Raw genomic sequence first — 20,709 nt, forward strand, 5'->3', positions numbered from 1 at the left:
GTGCAGAACATCCGGATCGTCAAGCGGCCCGCCTACGCCGTGGACTCGGTGGACAACGCGCTGCGGATCCTGCTCCTGCTGCAGGAGCGCCAGTGGCTGCGGATCGCCGACGCCGCGCGCGAGCTCGGGGTCGCGCCCTCCACCGCCCACCGCCTCATGTCCACGCTCGTGTTCCGCGGCTTCGCCCTCCAGGACGACCAGCGCCGGTACACGGCCGGCCCGAGCCTCGCGGCTGGGCCCGCGCAGCGGCAGGTGCGCGGACTCGTCGCGGCGGCGCGGCCCCACCTGGAGGCCCTCGCGGCGCAGACCCGCGAGACGGTGAACCTCGTGGAGCGGGTGGGCGCGGCCGTGCGCTTCCTCTTCACCGCCGAGGGCCCCCAGCTCCTCCGCGTGGGCGACCGCACCGGGACTGTCCTGCCGGCGCGGACCTCGTCCGGCGGCCTCGCGGCCCTCGCCGCCCTGCCCGACGCGGTGGTGGCCCAGCTCTACACCGGCCGCGGCGCCCAGCTGGGCGGCCAGGGCCTCACCCCCGCCGAGCTGGCCGACCTGCGCGGCGAGCTGGCGGGCATCCGGGAGCGCGGGTACTCGCTCAACCTGGGCCGGACCGAGCCCGAGATCGCCGCCGTGGGCACGGCGCTCGCCCTGCCCGAGCGGCCGGGGACGCTCGCCGTGACGCTGAGCGCGCCCATCTCCCGGGCCGCCGCCCTCGAGCTGCCCGAGACGGTGGCCGCGCTGCACGCCACATGCGCGGCGCTCCGGCACGAACTCGCCCCCTGAGCCCGGCAATCTTCTGCACAGCAGAAGAAAGTCGCCTGACCAGTGATGCCTGTCACTACCCTCGATGGAGGGCCCCGCGGGCAGTGCCGCCCGCGGGGCCGACCCCCACTGCGGGACCGCTGAGGGCGCCCGTGCGAGCAACGAGGAGCGTCTGTGCAGTTCTACCTTGACGGCTACCGTCCCGGAGACCCCGAAGAGCGGCCCGCGGCCCCCGGCGTCGAGCCGGCCGCCGGCAGCGGCGCCCTGCCGGAGGAGGTGGACGTGCTCGTGGTCGGCACGGGCCCCGCGGGCGTGGTCCTCGCCGCCCAGCTCGCCGAGTTCCCGGGCATCACCACACGCGTCGTGGAGCGCAGGAGCGGCCCCCTCGAGATCGGCCAGGCCGACGGCGTCGCCTGCCGCACGGTGGAGATGTTCACCGCGTTCGGCCTCTCCGAGAAGCTCCTGCGGGAGGCGTACTGGGTCAACGAGACCGCGTTCTGGGGTCCGGCCGGCAGCGGGATCGGGCGCACCGGCCGGATCCAGGACGTGGCCGAGGGCCTGTCCGAGTACCCGCACGTGATCGTCAACCAGGCGCGCATGCAGGACTACCTCCTCGAGAAGATGCGCACCTCCCCCTCCCGGCTCGTCCCCGACTACGGGCTCGAGGTCACCGGCGTCGAGGTCCTGCCCGAGGGTGGCGACCACCCCGTGGAGGTGACCCTCCGGTGCGAGGGCGGCGACGCCGCCGTCGTGCGCGCGAAGTACGTGGTGGGCTGCGACGGCGCACGGTCCGCGGTGCGGAAGTCGCTCGGGATCGAGCTGCGCGGCGACGCGCGCAACCACGCGTGGGGCGTCATGGACGTGCTCGCGGTGACGGACTTCCCCGACATCCGGCTCAAGTCCGTGATCCAGGGGCCGTCCGGGGGGAACATCCTCATCATCCCGCGCGAGGGCGGCTACCTGGTCCGCTTCTACGTGGACCTCGGCGACCTCGAGCCGGGCGACCGCGAGGCCCGCAGGCGGTTCACCCGCGAGTCGATCGTCGAGGCGGCGCAGGAGGTCCTGCACCCCTACACGCTCGAGGTGAAGGACACTGCGTGGTGGTCCGTGTACGAGGTGGGGCAGCGGATCGCAGACCGGTTCGACGACGTGGCCGACGCCGAGCGCGGCACCCGCACCCCGCGCGTGTTCATCGCCGGCGACGCCTGCCACACGCACAGCGCCAAGGCCGGCCAGGGCATGAACGTCTCGATGCAGGACGGCTTCAACCTGGGCTGGAAGCTGGCCGCGGTGCTCGAGGGGCGCAGCCCGGAGTCGCTCCTGGACACATACGCCGGCGAGCGCCGCGCGATCGCGCAGGAGCTCATCGACTTCGACCTGCGCTTCTCCACGATGATGGCGGCCAAGCCGAAGGACCCCGATCACCCCGAGGCCGGCGGCGTGGACGCGGCGGAGAAGCAGCGCATCTTCACCGAGGCCGGCCGGTTCACAGCGGGCTTCGCGACCGAGTACGCCGCCGGGCCGCTCACGGACCCCGGCAGGCACCAGTCCGTCGCCGCCGGCTTCCCCGTGGGACAGCGCTTCTACTCGGCGCCGGTGGTCCGGGTCGCCGATGCGAAGGAGACCGGCCTGGGGCACCTGGCCCGGGCGGACGGGCGGTGGCGGATCTACGCTTTCGCCGGCGCGGGCGACCCCCACTCCCCCGATTCCGGCATCGCCCGGTTCTGCCGCTTCCTCGCCGAGTCGCCCGAGTCGCCGGTGCGGCGCTTCACGCCCGACGGCGCCGACCCGGATGCCGTGTTCGACGTCCGCGCCGTGTTCCAGCAGGGCCACCGCGACCTCGCGGTGGAGAAGCTGCCGGCGTTCCTCAAGCCGTGCAAGGGCCGGTTCGGGCTCGTGGACTACGAGAAGATGTTCGCCCCGGACCTCAAGGCCGGCCGGGACATCTTCCACGAGCGCGGGATCGACCGCGCGCGCGGGGCCATCGTCGTGGTCCGCCCGGACCAGTACGTCGCCCAGGTCCTGCCGCTCGACGCCCACGCCGAGCTCGCGGGATTCTTCGACGGGATCCTGCTGCCCGCGGCCGCCCTCGTGTAGCCCTCAACGCCGCATCAGGACATGCCGCAAAGACTCGATCTTCAGGGCATGTCCTGATGCGGCGTTCCCGCCAGCGCCGCGCTGACCCGCTCCCCCTCGGCCTCGAGCCACGCGAGCCGGCGCTGGATCCTCTCGCCCACGCCGTCCTCCCACATCCGCGCCCAGCCGCCCCCGAGCGTCTGGGCGCGGTGGCGCATGAGGTGCCACGACCGCTCGGTCCGCCGGATCGCCGTCGGGACGAGGCGGGCGCGCGCGGCGTCGTCGAGCCCGTACGCGTCCGCCGCGAGGCGGGTGCGCACGACGGCGTCGGCCCGCCTGAGCGCCCCGCTGCGGTCCCGCTCGGGAGCCAGGGGCGCCCAGTGGAGGCAGAGGTTCACCACCTCGTCGACACGGGTGGCGGGGCGGACTAGGTCGAAGTCGATGAGGGCCACAGCCTCGCCGCCGCGGAACACGACGTTCTCGGGCGTGATGTCCAGGTGCCCGATCAGCTCCGGCGCGGCGTGCGGCTCCGGCGGGATGCCGGGCAGCTCCGGCGGGGCGACCGGCTCGAGGAGGTGCGCCGGCGGCGCGAAGCCGGCCATGGCGTCGTCGTACGCCCGCAGCAGGCGCGCCACGGAGGCGAGCCGGGCATCATCGGCAAGCCACGCCGGGTGCGGCCGGCCCGCCACCTCCCCCTCGATGAAGGTCAGCACCTCGCGGCCCTGCGCATCGAGCCCGAGGAAGCGCGGCGCGCCGTCGAAGCCGACGCCCTGAAGGTGCGCCAGGACGGCGTGGACGAGCGGCGAGTGCGGGCCGAGGGGGCGGCGCACCGTGTCCGCCACGCGCACGATCCCCTCGGTGACGTCCCCGCCGGCGAGCGGGATCTCCTCAGTGCTCGTCGTAGTGGTGCTCGTGCTCGGCGTGCTTGTGGCCGTCGTGGACGTAGTCGACGTGGTCACCGTGCTGGATCTCCTCATGGCCGCAGCCGGGCCCGTGCCGGTGGTCCTGGGCGCTGTGCTCGGCGACGTGCTCGTGCTCGTCGTAGTGGTCTCCGTGGAGGAAGTGGCGGTGGTCGTCATGCACGTAGTCGACGTGGTCGCCGTGCTCCACCGCCTCGTGGCCGCAGCCGTCTCCGTGCTCGTGGTCCGAGATCCTGTGTGACTCGTGGACGTGCGTCTTGGTCATCTGTGCCAGCCCCTTCGCCGTGCCTGGGCGGTGCTCCGGCGGCTCGCCGGACGCCTGGGGCCAAGCCTACGGACGGCGCTCCCCGCGGGCCAGAGGCAACGCCCCCGCTTCACACTAATTCCGCAATGCGAAATCATAATTTCCTCTTGCGAAATCATAAGTGAGGGTCCTACTCTGGGTATACCCATCCAGAACGTGAGGCAGCTCACTCGGCCGCCTCGCCGACACAGAAATTGGCAATCCGATGAATCCCTCTGCTGGCGCCGCGCTGAAGGCGAGTTCGGTGCGCGCCGGGAAGCGCCGGCAACGTCGCCGCCTTCCCCAGACTCTGATCGTCCGTGGACGCCCGAGACCGACAGGCCGTCCGCGGCCGCCCATCGGTCTCGCCTGACGCCACGTTCGACGCAGAGCACTCCACCGCAGCTGAACATCGGCGGCGCCGCCACGGCGGGCCTGCCGCGCACGGGCCGGAGCGCACCACGCCCGGCTTCGTGCAGTGAGTCCTTCTCTTCATTGCCCAGGAGCTTCCTTTGCTGTCTCAAGCATCCAAGAACACCCACCACGAGCCTGCGGTCAAGGCGGTGCGCCCGCGCGGCAAGGCCCGCTGGAGCGTCGCGCTGCTGATGGGCTTCGGCATCCTCATCAACTACGTGGACCGCCTCTCGATCTCCGTCACCCAGGGTCCGCTCACCAAGGAGTTCGGCCTCACCGCGATCGAGTTCGGCGTCCTCTCCTCGGCCTTCCTGTGGTCCTACGCGATCATGCAGATCCCCTCCGGGATGCTGCTGGACCGGTTCGGCGTCAAGAAGGTGTGGGGCGCCAGCGCCGTGCTGTGGACCGTGGCCTCGGTCCTGACGGCCATCGCCTCCGGCGCCTGGGTGATCGTGCTCGCCCGCGTCTTCCTGGGGGTCGCGGAGGCCCCCGCCTTCCCCGGCGCGATGAAGGCGACCGGACTCTGGTTCCCCCGGCACGAGCGCGGGCTCTGCACGGCGATCTTCGACAGCGGGACGCGCCTGGCCAACGTCCTGGGCCTGCCGCTGATCGCCTTCACCGTCGCCACGTGGGGCTGGCGTGAGGCCTTCTGGCTCCAGGCGGTCCTCTCCCTCGTGTTCCTGGGCGCCTTCCTCTGGCGCTACACCGGCCCCAAGCACAAGCTGGCCAAGGGCACGCTCTCCGCCGAGGAGTACCGCTACATCATCGAGGGCGGCGCGACGAGCGAGGACGTGCGCCCCGCGAGCGACTGGAAGACCATCGCCTACCTCCTGCGCCAGCGCAAGGTCTGGGGGCTCTCGCTGGGCCTGGCCGGTGCGGGCTACGTGCTGTGGATGCTCCTGACGTGGCTGCCCGGCTACATGCAGACGAGCATGAACCAGAGCGTGCTCCAGAGCGGCATCTACGCCGCCGTTCCGGCCCTGGCGATGTTCGTCTCCGAGCTCACGATCGGCGGCTGGTGGGTCGACCGGGTCATCGGCCGCGGCGCCAACCCGGACAGGGTCCGCAAGGGCGTGCTCGTCGCCGGGATGATCGTGGCCCTGTTCACCGTGGGTGCCGCATTCAGCAACTCCCCGCTCGTGGCCATCACGTGGATCGCGATCGGCAGCGCCGGGATCGCCCTCGTCTACGTGACCAGCAACTCGCTTCCGGCCCTGATCGCCCCCGAGGGCAGCGCCGGCTCCCTCGCGGCGATTGTCAACTGCGTGAACCTGCTCGCGGGCGTCGCCGCCCCGATCGTCACCGGCTTCATCGTCGACGCCACCGGGCACTTCGTCTACGCGTTCATCATCGGCGGCATCGCCCTCGTGGGCGGCCTCGCCTCGTACCTGCTCCTCATGGGCCGGATCGAGCCGATCCCCGCTCCCGCCGTGGCCGTCGCCGCGGAGGACTGACCGGGGCTTCCCCCCGCGCACGACGGCGGCCCCGCACCTTCCGGTGCGGGGCCGCCGCTGCGTCACGCCGCCTGCAGGGCGTCCTCGACGCGTTCCATGATGGTCTCGAACCGCCGGAGCAGGACCTCCTGCCGGCTCGCGGGCCAGTGCGAGTAGACCAGGCCGATGCTGACCACCCCGCGCGGGGGCACCTCGAAGTGGGCATACAGCTCGCCGTCCGGGGAACGGCCCAGCTCGGTCCCCTCCCCCGCCTCGAGCTCCTCGACCGAGTCCGGCACGAGGAACACAGCGGTGCTGATCTGCCCGAGCAGGAACTCCTGCGCGCCCTTGCCGAGCCGCTCCACGGGCAGGAGGCCGGCCGTCTCCGCGGAGAGCAGGCCGTCGCTGAGGACGAAGACGAAGCCGCCCGGGGTGCTCACCAGGGCACCGTTGAGCTCGACGGGATCGGCGTTGCCCTGCGGGACGATCATGAACCCGGGCATCAGTACCGACTCGTCGGTGTACAGCTCGCGGTTGAAGTTCGGGTCCGACGCCGCGGCGATCTCGAGCGCCGCGCGCACCATGAGGGGCTCGGCCTTGGCCTCCACGGACAGCAGCGGGTCCTCCCACGCCGCCTCCTCGGATTCCTGCGCCATCTCCTGCAGCGCCTGCTCGGCCGCCGGCATGTGCTTGAGCACCAGGCGTGCGGACTCCTCCGCCCCGAACAGCACCGCGCCGGCGCCCAGCAGCGCGACCACGGCGTCCCGGGTGGACACCTGCGGGCCGAGCTGGCCCTCGAGCAGCTCGACCACCCGCAGCGTTCCGGCCTGGTCCAGCACGCAGCCGGCGGCGTCGCCCGTGCGGCGGCCGGGCGGGAGTGCGCAGGCCTCGGCGAGCACGGCGGCCAGCCCGTCGGGGACGCCCTCGCCGACGAGCCGCAGTGCCAGGGTCAGGCCCGGAGGAGTGGTAGGCATCCATCAATCCTCCCGGGGCGCGCGGGGCAGGGTCAACCGAGGGGGCCCAGATGACGGGCGCCCGTGGTGGTTGAGCGGAGTCGAAACCACTGACGACGGCGGCCGCCGCGGGCCGAAGATGCCCACTCTGCCATGCCCCCGGGAGGTCTGCCGCTGCAAGCGCCCCTCCGGCCCTCGACTTGGAATTGGGCATAACAGGCGTGTAGTTTTCTTCGGTGGCAGCCCTCGGCTGCATGGGGGGACTGGCTCGGAAGAGCCTCATTCGACCTATGCAGGCACCGCGCACAGCGCAGAAGGGACGGCCACGTGGATTCTGGGGCCTTGAAGCGGACGTGGTCGATCGCGGCCGCCCTGGGAGACGACGTCCCGCTGTACTTCTACTCCCACCTCTTCGCACACCACCCCGAACTCCGGGAGATGTTCCCCGTAGCGATGGGCGCCCAGCGCGACAAGCTCTTCGCGGCCTTGGGCCACATCATCAGCCACGTCGACCGGATCGACGACGTCGGCGAGTTCGTGCGCCAGCTCGGCCGGGACCACCGGCGCTTCTCGGTCATCCCGGAGCACTACTCGATGGTGGGCTCTTCATTCCTCGCCACGCTCCAGCGCTACCTCGGCGCGGAGTGGACGGACGCGGTTGCGAGGGACTGGGCGGACGCCTATGGCACCATCGCCAAGGTCATGGTCATCGCGGCCGAGGACGCCTCGGACGAGACACCGCCCTGGTGGGAAGGCGAGGTGACCGCCGTCGACCGGCGCAGCCTCGACGTCGCTGTCCTCACGGTGCGCCTGCCGCAGGACTTCACCTACGTGCCCGGCCAGTCGGCCGCCGTGGAGGTCCCCGCCCTGCCGCGCACGTGGCGCTACCTGAGCCCCGCCAACGCGCCGCGGCCGGACGGGACCGTGGAGTTCCACGTCCAGCTCGTCCCGGGCGGCCTCTTCAGCACGGCGGCCGTGCGCAAGACCTCTCCGGGCGACGTGATCCGGGTCGGCGCCCCCGTCGGCGAGCAGCTCACCGCCGACGGCGGCCGCGACCTCCTGCTCGTGGCCGGCGGCACCGGCCTGGCGCCGCTCTCCGCCGTCCTCGACGGCGTTGCCGACCGGTGGCGACGCGACGGGTCCGGCCCACGCGTGGACCTGTTCCACGGCGCCCGCGTCCCGTGGAACCTCTACGACGAGGCCCGGCTGAGGGACCTCGCGACCCGCGAGCCGTGGTTCTCGTTCCACCCCGTCGTCTCCGACGACACGACCTTCCCCGGCTACCGCGGCTGGGTTGGCACCGCGGCCGCCGCGCACCCCTCCTCCACGGGACGCCTGGCCCTGGTGTGCGGCTCGGGCGCCATGGTCTCCCACACCGTCGCCGAACTCCTCTCAGCGGGGGTACCCCGCGACGACATCCGGTACGAGGACTACACCGGCATCGAGGACAATTCCTCCCCCACCGGAGAAGAGCAGCTAGAAGGGACACGATGACCACCACCACCGACGGAACCCGGATCAGCCCGTCCGACGTCCGCACCGCCACCTTCCACCAGGTGGAGTACGGCTACGACCCCCAGGCCGTCCGCCGCTTCCTCCAGGCCGTCTCGGACCAGATGGACGCCGACCGCGTCCAGCTTGAGGCCCGCCAGAGCGCCGGCAAGGAGGAGATGGTCACGATCATCAGCCAGGCACAGGTCCTCGCCGAGAAGTTCGTCGCAGAAGCCGAACAGTACTCCAAGGACCTCGTGGCCAGCGCCCGCACCCAGTACAGCGAGATCCTCCGCCGCGCCGAGCAGGCCGCCGAGAGCCGCACCGGTCAGCCCGCACCGCCGGCGCCAGCGCAGGACTCCGATGCCCCGGCCTACACGACGCCCATCGACGAGATCGAGTACGTTCGCACCTACACCAAGGTCGCCCAGGTCCAGCTCCGCGCCGTCATCGACGCCCTCGCCGAGCAGGTCGACCGGCTCGGCGACGTACCCGGAGCCCAGAAGGAGCTCAGCCCCTCCCAGGGCCCCAGCTGAACCTGCCCGTCCAGCCCGGTCGACGCAAGCCCCTGCTACCCCGACGGCACCCTTCGTGCTGCCCATGAGGAGTAAATCCGCCATGCTCTCTGAAACGTCCGCGCCGATCATCAAGGCGACCCTTCCCGCAGTCGGGGAGAACATCCAGACCATCGCCCAGCGCTTCTACGACCACCTCTTCCAGGCCCACCCGGAGCTGTTCAACGGCGTCTTCAACCGCGGGAACCAGGCGGACGGCCAGCAGCAGCAGGCCCTCGCCGGTTCCGTCGCCGCCTACGCGTCCATGCTCCTCGAGCGCCCGGGCGAGGTGCCCGAGGCCCTGCTCTCCCGCATCAGCCACAAGCACGCCGCCCTCGCCGTGACCCCCCAGCAGTACGAGGTGGTCCACGAGCACCTCTTCTGGGCCATCGCGGATGTGCTGGGCGAGGCCGTCACGCCCGAGGTGGCCGCCGCCTGGGACGAGGTGTACTGGCTCATGGCCAACACCCTGATGAACCTCGAGCGGGGGCTGTACGCGGACTTCGGCGGCCAGCCGGAGAACATCTGGCGCACCTGGCGTGTGGTCGAGAAGCGGCCCGAGACGGACGACGTCGTCACGATCGTGGTCGAGCGGACCGACGAGCGCGACGTCTATCCGTCGCAGCCGGGCCAGTACGTCACCGTCCAGATGCCCACGAAGGACCGGCTCCACCAGCCCCGCCAGTACAGCCTCACCCGGGCAGACGACGGCCACCACCGCACCTTCGCGGTCAAGCGCGTGCACGACGCCGGGCGTCCCGAGGGCGAGGTCTCGACCCTCATCCACGACTCCCTCGAGGTCGGCGACGAGCTCATCCTCTCCGCCCCCTTCGGCGACGTCGTCCTCGCCGAGGGCGACGGACCCGTGGTGTTCGCCAGCGCCGGCATCGGCGTCACCCCGTTCGCAGGCATGCTCAGCCACCTCGCGGCCCGGGGCTCCCAGCGCCAGGTGCTGTTCCTGCATGCCGGCGCCTCGCCGGATAGCTTCCCGCTGCGCGATCAGGTCTCCCGGGACCTCGGATCCCTGCCGAACGCGAGCCTGGAGGCGTGGTTCGAGCTGCCCGGGCGGGAGCTCGCGGCCGGCGAGCACGAGGGGTTCATGGACCTCAGCGCAGTCGAGCTCCCCGCGGACGCCACCTACTACCTGTGCGGCCCGCTGCCCTTCATGAAGGCGGTGCGCAGCCAGCTGATCGGCCGCGGCACCCCCGCCCAGAAGATCCAGTACGAGGTGTTCGGCCCCGACCTCTGGCAGGCAGACACCGAGTAGCAGCGCACCTCGGCGCACGACGGCGGCCCGCACCTTTCCGGTGCGGGCCGCCTTGTCGTACGGGGAAGGGTCAGTCCGCAGCGGGCGCGGCGATTGCCCGAGCCGGGGCGGCAGCGGAGGGCCGAAGGTGCCACCTGAGGGCGAAGACCCAGATGATGAGCGGGCGACACCCCCCGGGCACGATGAGTTTCAGGGCCGGAAGGCGGCCTCCGCTTCGATGTACGGGGAGTAGGTGTGCTTGGGCTCGGGCGCGGCCGTCAAATCTCTACACCGCCACGGAGTTCGCGACGGCGAACACGTCGGCCGGCATCGGGCGGTGCAGCTTCCAAGTGATCCCGATCGGCTTCTCGCCTGAATGACTGACATAGCGAGCCACGCCGAGGCATGTGTACTGCTGGGTCATGCCCCTTTCGTCTTCGGCGGCCTGTCGGGTGAAGAGCACAATGTGAGAACCGCCTGACAGGTAGCGGCGCCCCACAGGCGATCCTGACGTCGTTGAGCTCTGTGATTCCCAGTGAAACAGCTCGGGACTCAGCGCGTAGTCCTTGTAGAGCGTTGTCGGTGAGTGGTCTCTCTCATCCTTCTCGAGTGTGACCAGGAAGGCGTCAACTCCCGTTTCGGGGCACCAAGCCACACCCTCTCGATGATTCCCGATCCGGTGGCCTGCCAATTGAAAAGCGGCCAAGAGCTCCTGGCGCGTGTACGTCGCATGAGATTGAATCGGGATGTGGGCAAGCTCCAGCCCCAGCGGTCTCGGGGTGTGCCGCGCCGAGTCCGCCGCGATGGTGACGATCTGCTCAATCTCGGAGCGCACCCAGCGAAAGCTGCGGACGTGGTCGAGACCTGCGTCGATCGCAGAATCGTCCGCCCCGAACTGCGCCTGAAGCTCAAGGTTGAAGTACAGCATTCGGGCGAAGATCTGCTCGCGGCGGTTCATGTCTTCGACGCGCGGAGCATTGGGGCGCAAGAGCGATGCGTAAGCTTCAGCCCGCTCTATATCGTCCACATGGAGGAATCTGGACACCTTGCGCAGGATCTGCTGTTCCGCCTCGCTCGCGGCGCCGGCGAGCTTCGCAGCGATGCCCTGCTCCAGGATCGAATCCGGGCTAATGAGCTCCGCCGTACGGAGATAGCCAGTCCACGAGTCGCGTGTTCCGCGATAGAGCTCGCGCAGCTCGGTTCCAGATTCGCGCAGGTACTCGGCGAGGTCCGTGGTCCGATGGGAACGGATCTCCTCGACCACTGCCCGCCGCGAGAGTCGCAGCTGTGATCTGACGTTGTCGAGGACGATTTCTTGGGCAACACGATCCAGCTGCAGCTGGCACCCCGAGGGCAGCGATGGGAATTCCTCTTCGACCTCCCGACCGAGCCGCCTGCGCCCGACGCCGAGCAGAGCGCGGTACTTCACATCAAACCGGAAGGCCCGATGCTGCTGCCCGATGAAATCCAAGACGGTAAGCACCGCCTTCCCCGGGGCACGGCGCAGCCCGCGACCCAACTGCTGGAGGAAGACGGTAGCGCTCTGCGTCGGGCGCAGGAGGAGGATCGTGTCGATTTCCGGCACGTCGAGGCCCTCGTTGAAGAGATCGACAGCGAAGAGGCAGTTGATGTCGCGGCTGCGCAGCTTACGCAGCGCGGCGGCTCGTTCCTCCTCGGGAGTGCTTCCGGAGACCGCAAGAGCGGGAATCCCAGCTCGCATGAAGACCTGGGCCATGTACTGCGCGTGCTGGACTGAGACGCAGAAGCCGATGGCCCTCATATCGGCAGTGCTCAGGACCTTGTCGCGGAGTGACTGGATGACCTTGGCGGCACGAGCATCGTTTCCCGTGTACAGCTCATTGAGCTGATTGAGGTCGTAGCTCCCACGCCGCCATTCGACGTTCGACAAGTCGACCTCGTCGGCGACTCCGAAATAGTGGAAGGGGACGAGGAGATCCTCCCCGAGCGCGTCCCAAAGCCTCATCTCGCTCGCGGTGCGACCGCCGAAATACTCGACGGCGACGCTGATCCCGTCGCCGCGCTCGGGAGTTGCGGTCAGGCCCAGGAGTTCACGTGGTTCAAGGCCCTCGAGCAATCGTCGATACGTCGGCGCCGCCGCGTGGTGGAATTCATCGATCACCACGATGTCGAAGGCATGGCTCCTCAGAGATTCGAGGAGTGCCGCATCGAGAGACTGCACCGAGGCGAAGACCTGCCGCCATTCACGAGGCTTTTCGCCGCCAACCAGCAGCTCACCGAAGCTACCGTCGTTGAGCACCCGGCGGTAGGTCGCGAGGGACTGTTCCAGAATCTCCCTGCGGTGCGCAACGAAGAGCAAGGTCGGCTTTTCACGGCCGTCCTGGGCGAGCCGCCTGTAGTCGAGCGCGGCCACCACGGTCTTTCCAGTGCCCGTCGCTGCCACGAGGAGATTGCGGTGGTACCCCTTTGACCGTTCAGATTCCAGGTCGTCCAGCATCTCTTGCTGGTGCAGGTAGGGCACCACCTCGAGGCCTGTCGGGCCGAAGTCTCGCCGGCGTTCGCTGCCGCCTGCCCGGCGGAGCGCCTCATCCAGACGCTGGGCATCCCTGTCCGGGTCATACGGGACAAACCGCCGGTCCTCCCAGTACGAGTCGAAAGTGATCTGGAACTTCTGCAGCAGGCGGGGTGTGCCGATCCCCGAGAGCCGAACGTTCCATTCGAGTCCGTCCAGGAGTGCGGGCTGGCTGAGGTTGGAACTGCCAACGTAGGCGGTATCGAATCCGGTCACCCGGCGAAACAGCCAGGCCTTGGCATGGAGCCTCGTGGCATTCGCTTCGTAGTTGATCCGCACTTCGGCGCCATAACGCCGCACGAGTTCGTCGATGGCCTGCCGCTCGGTCGCTCCCATGTACGTCGTGGTGATCACCCGGAGCTTGATTCCGCGCTCCTTGAGCGCACGCAATTCCGATTCGAGGAGGCGCAGCCCACGCCACTTGATGAACGCGCAAATGAGGTCGACTGAACTCGCTGACTCGATTTCACGGCGCAGTTCGTGCGCGAGATTGGGATCGCCATGGCTGGCCGTCAGGAGTGCAGCGTCGCTGAACGGAGTGGTCGGCCGGCGCAATTCCCTGCGACGGACATCCGTCGAGTCGTACACCGCATGGAGAAGTTCGGGGCCCGCCAGGACAATGTCTGCGGCGTCAGGACTCGTGATCGAAGCCAGGAGCCGGTTGGCGGTCGCGACTCGATCCTCGGCCCGATCAGACGCGAGTCTTTCCCGGACCGCCTCACCGATATGGCGCGCGAGGATTTCGGGAACTTCTGCTTCGGGGACTTCCTCAAAAGTCGTGGTGCGGCCAGGGTGCAAGGCCACTACGCGTCGCTGGAGCGCTTCAGTGCGCAGCGTTTCGTAAAGCCCGTCCGGCAGACCGCCGTCGTTCCCAATTTCCCCAGAATCGCTCACCAGGTCAGCCTATTCGGCGGGACCGACGTTTCGGCGCCGAGGCCCACCAGTGCACCGAAGCGCTACCCCTGCCCCGCCCTCTTCTTCCGCTCCGCCTCTTCGCGGTGCCGGCGGATCTGCTCGTGGATGAGCTGCTCCTCCTCGGTGAAGCGGAGGGCGTTGGCGTCGTCGCCGGAGTCGCCGGGACCGTCGCCTTCCTGCGCGGCGGGGTACTCGACCTCGTCCTCCGCCGGCTCATCGGCGGTGTCGCGCTGCTCTGTCATGGCCACACTGTAGACCCGGACGGCGGAGTTTGGGGGTTTTGGTTTGCTTGGGGTTTCAGTCCCGCTCAACCGCCGGGGTTTCGACTCCGCTTCGCTCCGCTCAACCACCGTGGCCCGGGCTACGCTCGAACCATGGACTGCTCCCCCACCCTCGGCATCACCGGCGTCACGGGCACCATCGGCGCGCACGTGGCCCGGCTCCTCTCCGAGCGGGGCGAGGCTCTGGTGCTGCTCCCCCGGAACCCGGCGAAGGCACCCGAGCTGCCGCGCGCCGTCGTGCGTGCGGCCGACTACGGCGACCGGACCCTCTGCGAGCGCTCGCTCGAGGGCGTCGAGACGCTGTTCATGGTCTCCGGCCGGGAGAGCGAGACCCGCATGGACGAGCACCGCAGCTTCATCGACGCGGCAGCGGCCGCCGGGGTGCGGCACGTGGTCTACACCTCGTTCATGGGGGCCGCCCCGGACGCCACCTTCACCCTCGCCCGGGACCACTTCGCCACCGAGGAGTACATCAAGGCCGCCGGCCTCGGCCACACCTTCCTGCGGGACTGCCTCTACGCCGACTTCCTCGAGGCGATGGTGGGGGACGACGGCGTGCTCCGCGGCCCCGCGGGCAGCGGAGCCGCGGCGGTGGTCGCCCAGGCGGACGTGGCGCGCTGCGCCGCCGCGGTGATGCTCGACCCAGCCGCCCACGCCGGGGTCACCTACACCCTGACCGGCCCCGAGGCCCTCACCATGGGCCAGATCGCGCACATCATCTCCGCTGTCCGCGGCCGGACCGTCACCTTCCACGATGAGACGGTGGCCGAGGCCTACGAGTCCCGCAGGAAGTGGCCGGCGCCGGACTGGCAGTACGACGCCTGGGTCTCCACCTACACCGCGATCGCCGCCGGGGAAATGGAGCACGTCAGCGACGACGTCCAGACCATCACCGGACGCCGCCCGATGAGCTTCAAAGAGGTGCTGCTGGCGCAGTAGGCCGGAACGCTAGGGCCTCCCTCAGCTCGCGGACGGACCCGATGGCGCCCGCACTCCCAAGAGCCCGAGGACGCGGGCCACCGTCGCGGCCGCGGAATCCAGCCCGCCACCCGGGGCCGTGCCATCGGCGTGGAGCAGCGAGGCGGCGATGACCTGCATGACGAGCTCGACGTCCGCCTCCGCGAGGCCGCGACCGGTCATGCGTTCGAGGGCCGTGGCAACCGCCCGTGCGAGCCGCGGCCGGTGGGCGCTCATGATCTGCTGGAGGCCGGGGTCGCGGCCTGCGTCCAGCATGGGCAGAAGGCGGAGCGGCACCACGTCGGCGGCAAGCCCGGGGGCGAAGAACACGTCCATGAGCTCCCGCGCGATCTGCTCGAGGCTGCGGGGGCGCGCCTCGAGGGCCCCGGCCCTCGCCTGGGCCTCCCGTGAGCGGAGCTCCTCCGCGCCCTCGACTGCCGCGGCGTAGAGGGCCTGCTTGCTCGTGAAGTAGTAGTTGCCCGAGCCCGGGGCGAGCCCGGCGGCCTCGGCCACCCGCCGGTGGGTGATCGCGGCCGGCCCGTCCGAGATGAGCAGCCGGGCCGCAGCCTCGGCCATGCGCCGCTTGCGCTCGCGGCTGCGCTCCTGCTTGCCCTCCATCCTGCCCATTGTGCCCGGAATAAATCCCGCGGGCCGATTGCTGAGGCAAGTATCTATACATCTGTATGGGTTCTTGCTGGGGACCCGCACTGACCAAGGAGTAGGACATGTCGGTTCCGATGGGACTGAAGATCGACTGGTCGACGATGCCGACCTACAACACCATCATGTCGGTGGCCGCGGGCGCGGCGCTGATCGCGCTCGTGGTGCTCGGCAAGGACCTCATCAGGGCGCGCACCGCAGGAGTCGCCGGTTCGGAGCCGCTCCAGACCGACGGCTGGGCGGTGGCCCTGGGCGTCCTCGGCCTCGTGCTCTTCCCCACCGGTCTGCACATGACCCTCACCTGGCCGCTCGCCAAGGGCGGCTTCCCGTTCGACAACGTGATCTTCGGCGAGACGAGCCTCGGCCTCAGCGCGCTCCTGCTGGGCGCGGCGTTCTACCTCTGGAAGCGCGGCACTCTGGTCCGCGAGGCTGCTGACCCCGTGGCCGAAGCCGCGCGGGTGGCGCGACCGATCTCCTGGTTCGTCGGCGGGCTCGGCCTGAGCCTGTTCGGCATCGCCGCCGCGGGCATCACGTACCAGCTCTTCGCCGCCCCGCCGCAGGAGCCCATTTCGGGCGCTTTCGCCCAGTGGCCCTGGCTCGAGGCGACGTTCATGTCGCTGCTGTTCGCCCTCGTGGGGCTCGGGGCCGTGCTGTTCCCGTTCGCCGTTCGGCAGCTGCGCGCCGGCTACCGGCACCAGGGGATCGTGCGCTGGATCGGGGCCTCGTGGATGATCGCGGGCATCGTGTTCCTGCTCTTCGGCGCCATGAACTTCTTCACGCACATCGGCCTCATCGTGAACACGATGTGACGCGCCCTGCCGGACGCGCGCACCCCGAGGCCACGGCCCCGGGGTGCGCTGCTGTCTCCGCTCAGCGCCGGGACCGCGACGCGCGGCGCCTCGGAGAAGGGCGCCCCGGCCCTACACCCCAGCTCCGATCGGCAGTACCTTTACGGCACGGACCGCGGAAGGACCGGCCATGACTCGCTTCCTCATCACCTACCACGGCATGCCCTACCCCGAGCGCGAGGTGGTCGAGGCCTCGCGGGGAGCCCTGCGGGCCTGGGCCGAGAGCTCGCTCGGCGCGGCGCTGGTAGACTTCGGCACCCCGCTGCTGCTCGGCGGCCAGCTCTCGGACGGCCAGGCCACCGACGCCGTGGAGATCGACGGCTACACGATCATCGAGGCGCGCGACCTCGCCGACGCCCGCGCGCTGCTCGCTGACCACCCCTACCTCGCCCGCGGGGGGACCATCCAGATCAACGAGTGCGTCGAGATCTGACCCCCGGCCGGGCCGGCGAGCAGCAGCGGAAGGAGCCTGCCATGACGCGCTTCCTCGTCACGTACCACAATCTGCCCTATCCGGACCTGGAGCGGGTGGCCGGTGACCGGCGCGACTTCCGGGCGTGGGCGGAGAAGGCCCTCGGTGCTGCCATGGTCGACTTCGGCGCGCCCCTCTTCGTGGTGGGCCAGCTCGCCCAGGGTGCACCCGGCGCGCAGATGGAGGTGGACGGGTACTCGATCGTCGAGGCCCGCTCGGCCTCCGAGGTGCGGGCACTCCTGGAGGACCACCCGTTCCTCGCCCTCGGCGCGACCATCCAGATCAACGAGTGCCTCGAGGTCTGAGACCCGGCGGCCGCCGGGTCAGTTCAGGGCCGGCGTGTCCTCGGGGATGACGCCGGCGCCGTAGAGGTCGGCGGCAAGGTCACGGAGCGCCCGGAGTGCCACGCGCTGGGTGAAGGGCCCGTAGGAGATGCGCGCGACTCCGAGTTCCTGCATCTGGGCTGCGGGCAGCGCGCCGGGGGCGCCGATCACGGACAGCTTCCCTGCCCCCAGCCCCTCCACGAGCGGCTCGACGACGTCGCGGGTGAGGGCGCCCGGGACGAACACCAGGGCGGCACCGGCGTCGAGGAAGGCCCGTCCGCGCCGGACGGCGTCCTGGATGCTCTCCTCGACAGGACGGCCGCCGCCGCGCACGATCGCGTCCGTGCGGGCGTTCAGCTGGAACTCGATCCCCTCGTCCCGGGCCGCCGCGGTGATCGCCTGCACCCGGGCCACAGCCTCCTCGAACGGCCGGAGCCGGTCCTCGACGTTCGCGCCGACGACGCCGAGGCCGATCGCCCGGCGGATCGTCTCGGCCGGGTCCTCGTACCCATCGTCGAGGTCCGCCGTCACGGGAAGGTCCACGGCGTCGACGACCGCCTTGATGCCCGCAAGCGCCGTCTCCAGCGGCATCCCACCGTCGGGGTAGCCGTAGGAGGCCGCGATCGAGTGGCCGGCCGTCGCGATGGCCTTCGTCTCGGGGAGTGCGGCGACCGTGGCTGCACTGACGGCGTCCCAGACGTTGACGACGCGGAGGATCTCCGGCGCCTCGTGCAGCGCCTTGAGGGTCTGCGCGCGCTCTGCGGTGGTGTTCCCAGCCATGCTTCTTCTCCTTCTCGGGACCGATCTGCACCACCAGCCTCCGGCATGGACGGGGCCGGGCGCCAGCGGCGTCCCGCGGCGGGGGCGATACGCTCTAGGGAACGAAGGAGGCCCGAGACAGTGACCCGGCGATTCCACGGCTGGCGCCCCACGACGCGCCGCGGCCGGAACGCCCTGTTCTCCCTCGGCCTGATCGCGGTCTCCCCCGTCCTCGGCTTCGTGGCCGCCGAGGCCGCCGTCAGCGTGCTGGGCGTCCCCGGCCAGGACGCCGGCAGCTACCTCCTGTTCGGGATCGCGCTCACCACCGCCTTCGTCGCCGGCGCCCACTGGGTGGCCGTCCTCCTCGGCGAGCGCTCGGAGCTGGTCCTGATGCTCGCGGTGGCGCTGACGGCGGCGGCCATCGCCGCCTTCGTCTACATCCCGATCGCCGACTGGGGACCGCTCCTCTGACCGCCCGCGCAATAGTTACTGACCAGTAGCTATCGCGGGGGGCGCGGCGCTACCCTCGTATGCATGACCTCCCGGACGACGACGCCCGCCCCCTCCGCGCACCCCTCGCCTTCCGCCGGGGGCGCCCCGGCCTTCGCAGGCCTGGCCGCCCTCGCGACCGGCACCGGCCCCGCGCTCCAGGTGACCGCCCCGGCCGACGGCCGGCCGCTCGGCGCCGTGCGCCAGGCCTCCGGGGCCGAGATCGATGTGGCCGTGGCCCGCGCGCGCGCCGCGCAGAAGGCCTGGGCGAGGACGCCCGCGAAGGCGCGGGCCGCCGTCGTCCGCCGCTTCGCCTCGCTCGTGCTCGACCGGCGCGACGAGATCCTCGACGTCATCGAGGCCGAGACCGGGAAGGCCCGGCTCGCCGCGCTCGAGGAGGCCATGGACGCGTCCCGCACCGCGGCGTACTACGCGCACACGGCGCCGGGCCTGCTGCGCCCGCGCCGGCGCGGCGGCGCGTTCCCCGTGCTCACGCAGACCACCGAGCGCCGCCACCCCAAGGGCGTTGTCGGCGTCATCACCCCGTGGAACTACCCCTTCACGCTCCCGGCGAGCGACTCCGTTCCCGCCCTCCTCGCCGGCAACGCCGTGGTGATCAAGCCCGACGAGAAGACGCCGTTCAGCGCGCTGCTCGCCCTCTCGCTCCTGCGCGAGGCGGGGCTGCCGGAGGGTGTGGCCCAGGTGGTGGTGGGCGCGCGGGACGAGGCCGGGCCCGCGCTGGTCGAGGCCGCGGACTACATCATGTTCACCGGCTCCAGCGCGACCGGGCGGAAGGTCGCGGCGCGCTGCGGCGAGCGGCTCATCGGCTTCTCCGCCGAGCTGGGCGGGAAGAACCCCCTCATCGTCCTCGCCGACGCCGACGTCCCCGCGGCAGCCGCCGGCGCCGCCCGGGCGTGCTTCGCCAACGCGGGGCAGCTGTGCATCGGCCCCGAGCGGATCTACGTGCACGAGGCCGTCCGCGCACGGTTCACCGAGGCGTTCCTGGGCGAGGTCGGGCGGATGCGCGTGGCGGGCGGAGCCGGCTGGGACGCGGAGATGGGCTCGCTGATTTCGGATGCCCAGCTCGCGAAGGTGCGGGCGCACGTCGAGGACGCTGTGGCCCAGGGCGCCCGCATCCTGGCCGGCGGCGGCCCCCGGCCCGAGCTGGGGCCCTACTTCTTCGCCCCCACCGTGCTCGCCGACGTCCCGGAGACGGCCGCCCTGTGCCGGGAGGAGACCTTCGGCCCGGTCGTGGCGATCTACCCGGTGGCCTCGGAGGAGGAGGCGATCGCCCGGGCCAACAACAGCGAGTTGGGGCTCAACGCGAGCCTGTGGACCCGGGCGGCCCGGGGTGCGGAGCTCGGCGCGCGGCTCGAGGCCGGCACGGTCAACGTCAACGAGGGCTACGCCGCCTCGTGGGGCTCCCTCTCCGCACCGATGGGCGGGTGGAAGGCCTCGGGGGTGGGGAGGCGGCACGGGGCCGAGGGCCTGCTGAAGTACACCGAGGCGCAGACCGTCTCCGTGCAGCGGCTCCTGCGCTTCGCTCCCCTGCCCGGGATGGCCAACGAGCGGTACGCGGACCTGCTCACGGGCGCCGTGCGCGTGCTGAACCGCTTCCGCTGACCTGCTGGCCACAGTCTGATATATCTGGTACGTGGGAACTGCCAATGGCGCCGGCCGTACGCTGGCCGAGCACGCGTACGTGGAACTCCGGGAGCGCATCATCGACATGCGTCTCCCCCCGGGGTCCGCGCTGGACGAGGACGCACTCATGCGGGAGCTCGGCGTGGGCCGCACCCCCATGCGCGAGGCGGTCAAGCGGCTGGAGTCCGATCGCATGCTCACGGTCTATCCCCGACGCGGGACCATCATCTCCGAGGTGAACATCAAGGACCTGCGCGCCATCTCCGACGCGCGGCGGGTGCTCGAGGCCTTCGCCGCGCGCAAGGCCGCCGAGCACGTGACCGATGACGACCGCGCCCTTCTGGGGGCGTGCCTGGCCGAGCTCGCCCAGGAGGGCAGCGGTTCGAATCAGGAGGCGATGACGCTCGACGAGCGCATCCACCGGGCCATCTACGCGACCATGCGCAATTCGTACGTCGAGGCGACACTCATCCAGTACTTCAGCCTGTCCCAGAGGATGTGGAACTTCGTCCTGGCCGGCCTCGCGCCGATCGCGGGCAACGTCCACGAGCATGCCGAGCTCGTCCAGGCCATCATCGACGGCGACCCCGAGCGGGCGGCCAAGCTCGCCGAGGAGCACGTGACGCACTTCGAGGACCTGGTCCGCGCCGCGCTCTGAGCCGATTCAGCGGACGACGGCGGGAC

20 protein-coding genes are annotated in these 20,709 nt (G+C 70.8%); 13 read left to right on the forward strand and 7 right to left on the reverse strand.

The features are described 5' to 3' along the window. Together J2W20_RS05275 and J2W20_RS05280 are read left to right on the forward strand one after the other, a co-directional pair. A complete protein-coding gene (locus tag J2W20_RS05275) occupies positions 1-777 on the forward strand; it encodes an IclR family transcriptional regulator (protein ID WP_307005226.1) in 777 nt (258 codons plus the stop codon). A 153-nt stretch (positions 778-930) separates the two neighbouring features. Further along, positions 931-2,853 carry an FAD-binding monooxygenase gene (locus J2W20_RS05280; RefSeq protein WP_307005228.1) on the forward strand — a complete coding sequence of 641 codons (1,923 nt, stop codon included), beginning with the start codon at positions 931-933 and terminating at the stop codon, positions 2,851-2,853. 41 nt (positions 2,854-2,894) lie between these two features. Here J2W20_RS05280 and J2W20_RS05285 read toward each other — a convergent pair whose 3' ends face one another. Both J2W20_RS05285 and J2W20_RS05290 read right to left on the reverse strand, forming a co-directional pair. Continuing rightward, the gene (locus J2W20_RS05285; protein ID WP_307005230.1) at positions 2,895-3,791 is read right to left on the reverse strand and encodes a phosphotransferase; all 897 of its coding nucleotides are present in this window, start codon (positions 3,789-3,791) and stop codon (positions 2,895-2,897) included. Beyond that, positions 3,721-4,017, reverse strand: coding sequence for a hypothetical protein (locus J2W20_RS05290; RefSeq protein WP_307005231.1), 297 nt, complete (start codon positions 4,015-4,017; stop codon positions 3,721-3,723). The genes J2W20_RS05285 and J2W20_RS05290 overlap by 71 nt, the downstream gene beginning before the upstream one ends. Positions 4,018-4,547: 530 nt before the next feature. Here J2W20_RS05290 and J2W20_RS05295 point away from each other — a divergent pair. Continuing rightward, on the forward strand, positions 4,548-5,903 hold the full coding sequence (locus tag J2W20_RS05295; RefSeq protein WP_307005233.1) for an MFS transporter: 1,356 nt from the start codon (positions 4,548-4,550) through the stop codon (positions 5,901-5,903). Between the two features lie 62 nt (positions 5,904-5,965). Here J2W20_RS05295 and J2W20_RS05300 read toward each other — a convergent pair whose 3' ends face one another. Next, positions 5,966-6,856, reverse strand: coding sequence for a hypothetical protein (locus tag J2W20_RS05300; RefSeq protein WP_307005234.1), 891 nt, complete (start codon positions 6,854-6,856; stop codon positions 5,966-5,968). Between the two features lie 321 nt (positions 6,857-7,177). Here J2W20_RS05300 and J2W20_RS05305 point away from each other — a divergent pair, with 321 nt between their 5' ends. The 3 genes from J2W20_RS05305 (at position 7,178) to J2W20_RS05315 (ending at position 10,147) form a co-directional block, all read left to right on the forward strand. After that, positions 7,178-8,329 carry a globin domain-containing protein gene (locus tag J2W20_RS05305; protein ID WP_307005235.1) on the forward strand — a complete coding sequence of 384 codons (1,152 nt, stop codon included), beginning with the start codon at positions 7,178-7,180 and terminating at the stop codon, positions 8,327-8,329. After that, positions 8,326-8,862 (forward strand): DivIVA domain-containing protein, encoded by a 537-nt coding sequence (locus J2W20_RS05310; protein WP_307005237.1) that lies wholly within the window; start codon positions 8,326-8,328, stop codon positions 8,860-8,862. Before J2W20_RS05305 ends, J2W20_RS05310 begins: the two co-directional genes overlap by 4 nt. Before the next feature lie 82 nt (positions 8,863-8,944). Next, positions 8,945-10,147 carry a globin domain-containing protein gene (locus tag J2W20_RS05315; RefSeq protein WP_307005239.1) on the forward strand — a complete coding sequence of 401 codons (1,203 nt, stop codon included), beginning with the start codon at positions 8,945-8,947 and terminating at the stop codon, positions 10,145-10,147. 265 nt (positions 10,148-10,412) lie between these two features. On the opposite strand, the gene J2W20_RS05320 is transcribed toward J2W20_RS05315, so the two are convergent. Then, on the reverse strand, positions 10,413-13,571 hold the full coding sequence (locus tag J2W20_RS05320) for a DUF3427 domain-containing protein (RefSeq protein WP_307005241.1): 3,159 nt from the start codon (positions 13,569-13,571) through the stop codon (positions 10,413-10,415). A 62-nt stretch (positions 13,572-13,633) separates the two neighbouring features. Next, positions 13,634-13,834 (reverse strand): hypothetical protein, encoded by a 201-nt coding sequence (locus tag J2W20_RS05325; RefSeq protein WP_307005243.1) that lies wholly within the window; start codon positions 13,832-13,834, stop codon positions 13,634-13,636. Positions 13,835-13,966: 132 nt separating this feature from the next. On the opposite strand from J2W20_RS05325, the gene J2W20_RS05330 reads away from it, so the two are divergent. Next, the gene (locus J2W20_RS05330; RefSeq protein WP_307005245.1) at positions 13,967-14,812 is read left to right on the forward strand and encodes an SDR family oxidoreductase; all 846 of its coding nucleotides are present in this window, start codon (positions 13,967-13,969) and stop codon (positions 14,810-14,812) included. A gap of 21 nt (positions 14,813-14,833) precedes the next feature. Here J2W20_RS05330 and J2W20_RS05335 read toward each other — a convergent pair whose 3' ends face one another. After that, positions 14,834-15,448: a TetR/AcrR family transcriptional regulator gene (locus J2W20_RS05335; RefSeq protein WP_307005247.1), complete on the reverse strand. Its 615-nt coding sequence runs from the start codon at positions 15,446-15,448 to the stop codon at positions 14,834-14,836. A 107-nt stretch (positions 15,449-15,555) separates the two neighbouring features. On the opposite strand from J2W20_RS05335, the gene J2W20_RS05340 reads away from it, so the two are divergent. The 3 genes from J2W20_RS05340 (at position 15,556) to J2W20_RS05350 (ending at position 17,115) form a co-directional block, all read left to right on the forward strand. Beyond that, positions 15,556-16,299: a DUF981 family protein gene (locus J2W20_RS05340; protein ID WP_307005249.1), complete on the forward strand. Its 744-nt coding sequence runs from the start codon at positions 15,556-15,558 to the stop codon at positions 16,297-16,299. Positions 16,300-16,468: 169 nt separating this feature from the next. Beyond that, positions 16,469-16,771, forward strand: coding sequence for a hypothetical protein (locus J2W20_RS05345; RefSeq protein ID WP_307005251.1), 303 nt, complete (start codon positions 16,469-16,471; stop codon positions 16,769-16,771). Between the two features lie 41 nt (positions 16,772-16,812). Next, on the forward strand, positions 16,813-17,115 hold the full coding sequence (locus J2W20_RS05350; protein WP_307005253.1) for a hypothetical protein: 303 nt from the start codon (positions 16,813-16,815) through the stop codon (positions 17,113-17,115). Positions 17,116-17,133: 18 nt separating this feature from the next. Here J2W20_RS05350 and J2W20_RS05355 read toward each other — a convergent pair whose 3' ends face one another. Continuing rightward, positions 17,134-17,913: an isocitrate lyase/PEP mutase family protein gene (locus J2W20_RS05355; protein WP_307005255.1), complete on the reverse strand. Its 780-nt coding sequence runs from the start codon at positions 17,911-17,913 to the stop codon at positions 17,134-17,136. Positions 17,914-18,033: 120 nt separating this feature from the next. On the opposite strand from J2W20_RS05355, the gene J2W20_RS05360 reads away from it, so the two are divergent. From J2W20_RS05360 to J2W20_RS05370, 3 genes are all read left to right on the forward strand, one after another. Further along, positions 18,034-18,363 carry a hypothetical protein gene (locus J2W20_RS05360; protein WP_307005257.1) on the forward strand — a complete coding sequence of 110 codons (330 nt, stop codon included), beginning with the start codon at positions 18,034-18,036 and terminating at the stop codon, positions 18,361-18,363. Positions 18,364-18,426: 63 nt separating this feature from the next. Then, positions 18,427-20,004, forward strand: a complete 1,578-nt coding sequence (locus J2W20_RS05365) for a succinic semialdehyde dehydrogenase (RefSeq protein WP_307005259.1) — start codon at positions 18,427-18,429, stop codon at positions 20,002-20,004. A 31-nt stretch (positions 20,005-20,035) separates the two neighbouring features. After that, positions 20,036-20,683, forward strand: a complete 648-nt coding sequence (locus tag J2W20_RS05370) for a GntR family transcriptional regulator (RefSeq protein ID WP_307005261.1) — start codon at positions 20,036-20,038, stop codon at positions 20,681-20,683. Positions 20,684-20,709: the final 26 nt, after the last annotated feature.

The organism is Sinomonas atrocyanea (assembly GCF_030812675.1).
Taxonomy (GTDB): Bacteria; Actinomycetota; Actinomycetes; order Actinomycetales; family Micrococcaceae; genus Sinomonas; species Sinomonas atrocyanea_B.